Below are 4,902 nucleotides of genomic sequence, written 5' to 3'. Positions count from 1 at the left end.
CTCTGGAAGAGGCTGCAGGCCAAGCCCGCCGATCAGCGCGGCGCCATTTATGACGAGGTGTTTGGCAAGCTGGCCCGTTTCCAGCAGGCCTGGCGAGCCATGGATCTGGTCTCCCGCGAGCAGATGCAGACCCTCAAGCTCAATCTGAACAAGCCGCTGGCCCACGAGCCTGCCGGTGACAACCTGCTGGAGCAGGTCAAGCAGCTCAGACCCCAGGTTGCCGAGTACGACAGGGTGCGCGAGGAAGTACGCAAGCTGCTGGCCATGCCCATGGCTAAACGCTGGCCGACCCTGACCATGCCGACCCTGCGGGCGGGTGAAACCTCAGCCGAACTGGGACAGATCCGCAGCATACTCAACGAGTTGGGTGATGTGGCTCCCCTCCATGACGACGCTACCTATGACGCCGACACCCAGCAGGCCATCAAGCAGTTCCAGCGCCGCCATGGTCTGACCGCCGACGGCATCATAGGTCGTCAGACCCGCGGCTGGCTCAATACCGGGCCCGAGGTCCGTGCCAGCCTCCTGCTGCGCAACCTGTGGCGCCGCGATCTGGTGGATCAGCTCTCCGGTGCCCGCTACGTGCTGGTCAACATTCCCGACTATCGACTGAGCGTGGTGGAGTCCGGCAACGAGGTGTTTACCAGCCGGGTCATCGTCGGCAAAGAGCAGCGGGCGACGCCCATTCTGGCCAGCGAGATCCGCTCGATCGTGCTCAACCCGGCCTGGCATGTGCCACGCTCCATCCTGAGCAAGGACATCCTGCCCAAGCTGAGTCGGGATCCCGCTTACCTCAACCGCGAGCAGTTTGAGGTGATCAACGGCGAAGGCAATCCGGTGCAGTTTACCGAGGAAGCGTGGCAGCATGCGCTGGCGACAGGTTTCCCCTATCGCCTGCGGCAAAAGCCGGGGGATCACAATGCGCTGGGTCGCTACAAGTTCTACCTGCCCAACAACGATGCCATCTACCTGCACTCCACGCCGCGCAAGGCCCTGTTTGAGCAGGGGGCGCGCGCCTTCAGCTCGGGTTGCATCCGGGTGGAGCATGCGGACGATCTGGCCGAGCTGTTGCTGGCGGACTCTCGCTACCAGCCGGACAAGGTGGCCAGCATATTGAAAGAGACCCAGACCAGGTGGCTGCCGCTGACCACCCCGATCCCGGTGTTTACTGTCTATTGGAGCAGCTGGATCGACGAAGAGGGTCGTCAGCAACTGCGCAACGATATCTATGGATTTGATCGAGTCAGTTTCCAACGTCGCTTGTTGTGATCCTTGCCACAGAGTGAAAAGCCCGGCCCGTGCCGGGCTTTTCTATTGGGCCCCTGCGGTTTGACATGATGGGGCCCGGAAGGTAGTTTCGGGCCCCTGTATCAAATTCATTCACCTGTTTTACTTCAATCTGCGATGGACGGACAACGGATGCTTGAACAAGAGATAAGCCGGCGTCGCCTGCTGCTGGGGGCCGGTTGCCTGCTGGGGGGAGCCCTGCTTTCATCCCCGGCCATGGCGAGTCGCAGTACGGCGGGACGTGAACTCAGTTTCTTCAATCTCAATACCGGAGAGCGGGTGAGCGCCAGCTATTGGGAGGATGGCCGTTACCTGAAAGACGGGCTGGCCGAGCTCAACCATATTTTTCGCGACTACCGTCGCAACGAAGTGTTCAACATCGACCGGAAGCTGTTCGATCAGCTCTATCTGCTGCAGCACAAGCTGGGCCGTCACGGCGAGATCCAGCTCATCTCCGGTTATCGCTCCCCTGTGACCAACCGTCAGAAGCGCAGCAGGAGCCGCGGTGTGGCCAAGCACAGCTATCACACCCTGGGGCAGGCGGTGGATGTGCGGATCCCGGGCGTGCAGCTGGCACACCTGCGCAAGGCGGCGCTCAATCTCAAAGTGGGCGGGGTTGGCTACTACCCGAGCGACAACTTCGTGCACCTCGATACCGGGCCTGTTCGCAGCTGGTAGCCGTGGGCGGCCTCAATCCGGGGGGCTGTAGCGCGGCTGGCAAACAAGGTGGCCGAGCTGGTAGGCTATGGGCATCACTCAGAGGAAATTCATATGAAGCATGTTTTGCTCGGGGGCCTGATCGCCCTGTTGCTGACCGGTTGCAGCAAGCTCAATCGCGAGAACTACGACAAGTTGCAGATGGGGATCAGCTATACGCAGGCTAGCAGCATCCTCGGCAAGGCGGAGCGCTGCGACGATACCCTGGGCACCACCAGTTGCATCTGGGGCAACGAGGGCAAGAATATCAAGATCCGTTTTATCGCCGACAAGGCGACCTACTTCAGTTCGGAAGGGATCAACTGAGGCAAACGCCCGGTTCTCAATACAAAAAAGCGCCAGTCAGGCGCTTTTTTGTTGTTGGCGATCCGTACCGCCTCGCCAGAACCTGGCGCGCTCAGTGCGTCGCGTACTGGTAATGGAAGGTGGGTAGCCCCCACTTGAAACGCACCGCCAGCAAGCGCAGTACGAAGCCGATGCCGATGGCACCGAAGGCGGCCCAGTCGTTGGGCAGGCCTTGATCCAGCGCCAGGCAGTAGAGGGCAGCCGTCACCAGCGAGATGGCGGCGTAGAGCTCGCGGCGAAACACCAGCGGAATGCGCTGGCAGAGCAGATCTCGCAATACGCCACCAAAGGCCCCCGTCACCACCGCCATGATGCAGGCGATACCGGCCCCATGCCCCATCTCAAGCGCCCGGGCTGCCCCGAAGATGGAGAAGACCACCAGCCCCAGCGCATCGAGCGCCATGAACAGCTTGCCGAGGTAGCGCATCAGTGGCGCCGAGATGACCGCTGCCATGGCAGCGCCGGCTACCAGTAGCACATATTCCGGATGCTCGATCCAGAGCAGGGGATAGTGGCCGAGCAGCACATCGCGAATGGTGCCACCACCGATGGCCGTGGCCGAGGCGATGATCACCACGCCAAACAGGTCCATCCGTCGCCGACCCGCTGCCAGCGCGCCAGTCATCCCTTCGGCCACCAGGCCCAACAAGAAGAGTGCATGTAACATGAGATATCCCAGGGTGCGAGAAAGGCCCGCATCCTATCAATTCAGGCTATATGCGACAAGCAACGAAGGGTATTCATTATTTTTTATAATGCAAAAATGCAAAAATGCAAAAATGCAAAAATGCAAAAATGCAAAAATGCAAAAAAGCAAAAAGGCACCGTCAGGGTGCCTGTTTGCCGCGGGGGAAGGGCTCAGCGGTTGAGCTGTTCGGCGCGGTAGTGATCCACCCAAATGGCGGTGGCGCCACAGATAGCCACCGGCATCACGAACAGGTTCACCACAGGGATGGCGGAGAAGAGGGTGACCAGGGCGCCAAAGCTCAGGCACTGACCGCGGTGCTGCTTGAGGGTATCGCGCATGGTGATAAAGCGGATTTTGTGGTTGTCGAATGGATAGTCGATGTACTGGATCGCCATCATCCAAGCGCTGAACAGGAACCAGAGCACGGGGGCGAGCGTCTGGCCGACCACCGGAATGAGGAACAGGATCAGACAGCCGATGGCCTTGGGCAGGTAATATTTCAACTTGGTCCATTCGCGGCCGAAAGTGCGGGGCATATCCTTGACGATATCCAGCATGCCGGTGTCGCTGACCACCTTGCCGGTGAGGATCTGTTCCACCTTCTCTGCCAGCAGGCCGTTGAAGGGGGCAGCTATCCAGTTCGCCACCGAGCTGAACAGGAAGGAGAAGACCACCAGTACGGTCACCAGGGCGATGGGCCAGAGCAGGTAGTCCAGCCAGTCGAGCCAGCTGGGGATCTGCTGGTGCAGCCAGCCGAACAGGCCGTCGAGTTGCAGCAAGAGGGCGTAGAAGGCCCCCGCAAACAGCACAAAGTTGACCAGCAGGGGGATCACCACGAAGGTGCGGATGCCGGGCTGACGGATGAGCGAAAAGCCGCGCAGGAAGTAGTCCGCACCGCTGATTGAGTCTTTGACCATAGGGGGGGGTTGGCTCATCTGAGCTCCATCTGTTCATGGGAAAGTGCCAGCATATTACAAACAAGGTTTGGATTTGGTAAAGTCGCCTGCCCGCCTCCTCTTTATTTCGTTACCCACATAGGCTCCCATGCGTCTGAAATTGATCAAACTCGCCGGTTTCAAGTCGTTTGTCGAGCCGACCCGTATAGAGTTCTCGGCCGACATGACCGCCGTGGTGGGACCCAATGGCTGTGGCAAGTCCAACGTGATCGATGCCGTGCGCTGGGTGCTGGGGGAGAGCTCGGCCCGCCATCTGCGCGGCGAGAACATGACGGATGTCATCTTCAACGGATCCATCAACCGCAGCCCCCACGGCCGCGCCTCGGTTGAGCTGGTGTTCGACAACCCCCACAACCGGGTACCCGGTGAATTTGGCCGCTTTACCGAAATTTCGGTGCGCCGCGAGGTGCTGCGCGACGGTTCCAACTACTACCAGATCAACGGCCAGAAGTGCCGCCGCAAGGATGTCACCGACCTCTTCCTTGGCACCGGTCTGGGCCCGCGCAGCTACGCCATCATAGAGCAGGGCACCGTCAGCCGGCTGGTGGAGTCGCGCCCTGCCGATCTCAAGCTGTTCATGGAAGAGGCTGCCGGTGTCTCCCGCTACAAGGAGCGGCGCCGCGAAACCGAGCAGCGCATCCGTCATACCCTGGAGAACCTGGAGCGGCTCGGCGACATTCGTGGCGAGCTGGGATCGCGCCTCGAGCATTTGAAAGCCCAGGCCGAAACCGCCGAGCGTTACAAGCAGCTCAAGGGCCGCAGTCGCGCCGCCCGGGCCGAGCTCATCGGTTCCGAGCTGTGGGCGCTGGAGAGCCGCCTCGGCGAGGCCAAGGCCGAGCTGGCCCAAGCCGAACAGGCGCTGGCGGCACTGGATGCCAAGCGCACCGCCGACGAGGGGCGCCACGTCAC

The 4,902-nt window shown here is 60.9% G+C and carries 6 protein-coding genes; 4 read left to right on the top strand and 2 right to left on the bottom strand.

Going from position 1 to position 4,902, the window contains the following annotated elements:
- From AAC083_RS04545 to AAC083_RS04535, 3 genes are all read left to right on the top strand, one after another.
- Nucleotides 1-1,269: L,D-transpeptidase family protein (locus AAC083_RS04545; RefSeq protein WP_258224598.1), on the top strand; the 1,269-nt coding region annotated here is incomplete at its 5' end.
- Between the two features lie 150 nt (nucleotides 1,270-1,419).
- Nucleotides 1,420-1,965: a DUF882 domain-containing protein gene (locus AAC083_RS04540; RefSeq protein WP_042038198.1), complete on the top strand. Its 546-nt coding sequence runs from the start codon at nucleotides 1,420-1,422 to the stop codon at nucleotides 1,963-1,965.
- Between the two features lie 93 nt (nucleotides 1,966-2,058).
- Nucleotides 2,059-2,310: a hypothetical protein gene (locus tag AAC083_RS04535; RefSeq protein ID WP_042038200.1), complete on the top strand. Its 252-nt coding sequence runs from the start codon at nucleotides 2,059-2,061 to the stop codon at nucleotides 2,308-2,310.
- Between the two features lie 91 nt (nucleotides 2,311-2,401).
- On the opposite strand, the gene AAC083_RS04530 is transcribed toward AAC083_RS04535, so the two are convergent.
- The gene (locus tag AAC083_RS04530) at nucleotides 2,402-3,016 is read right to left on the bottom strand and encodes a trimeric intracellular cation channel family protein (RefSeq protein ID WP_042038201.1); all 615 of its coding nucleotides are present in this window, start codon (nucleotides 3,014-3,016) and stop codon (nucleotides 2,402-2,404) included.
- A gap of 191 nt (nucleotides 3,017-3,207) precedes the next feature.
- Nucleotides 3,208-3,972, bottom strand: a complete 765-nt coding sequence (gene cysZ, locus AAC083_RS04525; protein ID WP_108535946.1) for a sulfate transporter CysZ — start codon at nucleotides 3,970-3,972, stop codon at nucleotides 3,208-3,210.
- Between the two features lie 109 nt (nucleotides 3,973-4,081).
- On the opposite strand from cysZ, the gene AAC083_RS04520 reads away from it, so the two are divergent.
- The coding region (locus AAC083_RS04520) for a chromosome segregation SMC family protein (protein ID WP_146181577.1) at nucleotides 4,082-4,902 on the top strand (821 nt) is incomplete at its 3' end.

This window comes from Aeromonas sp. HMWF014 (genome assembly GCF_963878295.1).
In the GTDB taxonomy this organism is placed as follows: domain Bacteria; phylum Pseudomonadota; class Gammaproteobacteria; order Enterobacterales; family Aeromonadaceae; genus Aeromonas; species Aeromonas popoffii.
This window is presented reverse-complemented; position numbering and strand designations above follow the sequence as displayed.

Bases quoted from the DNA above. Each gene is read 5' to 3' on its own strand.
- cysZ (WP_108535946.1), bottom strand. From the start codon at position 3,972: ATGAGCCAACCCCCCCCTATGGTCAAAGACTCAATCAGCGGTGCGGAC.
- AAC083_RS04535 (WP_042038200.1), top strand. From the start codon at position 2,059: ATGAAGCATGTTTTGCTCGGGGGCCTGATCGCCCTGTTGCTGACCGGT.
- AAC083_RS04530 (WP_042038201.1), bottom strand. From the start codon at position 3,016: ATGTTACATGCACTCTTCTTGTTGGGCCTGGTGGCCGAAGGGATGACT.
- AAC083_RS04540 (WP_042038198.1), top strand. From the start codon at position 1,420: ATGCTTGAACAAGAGATAAGCCGGCGTCGCCTGCTGCTGGGGGCCGGT.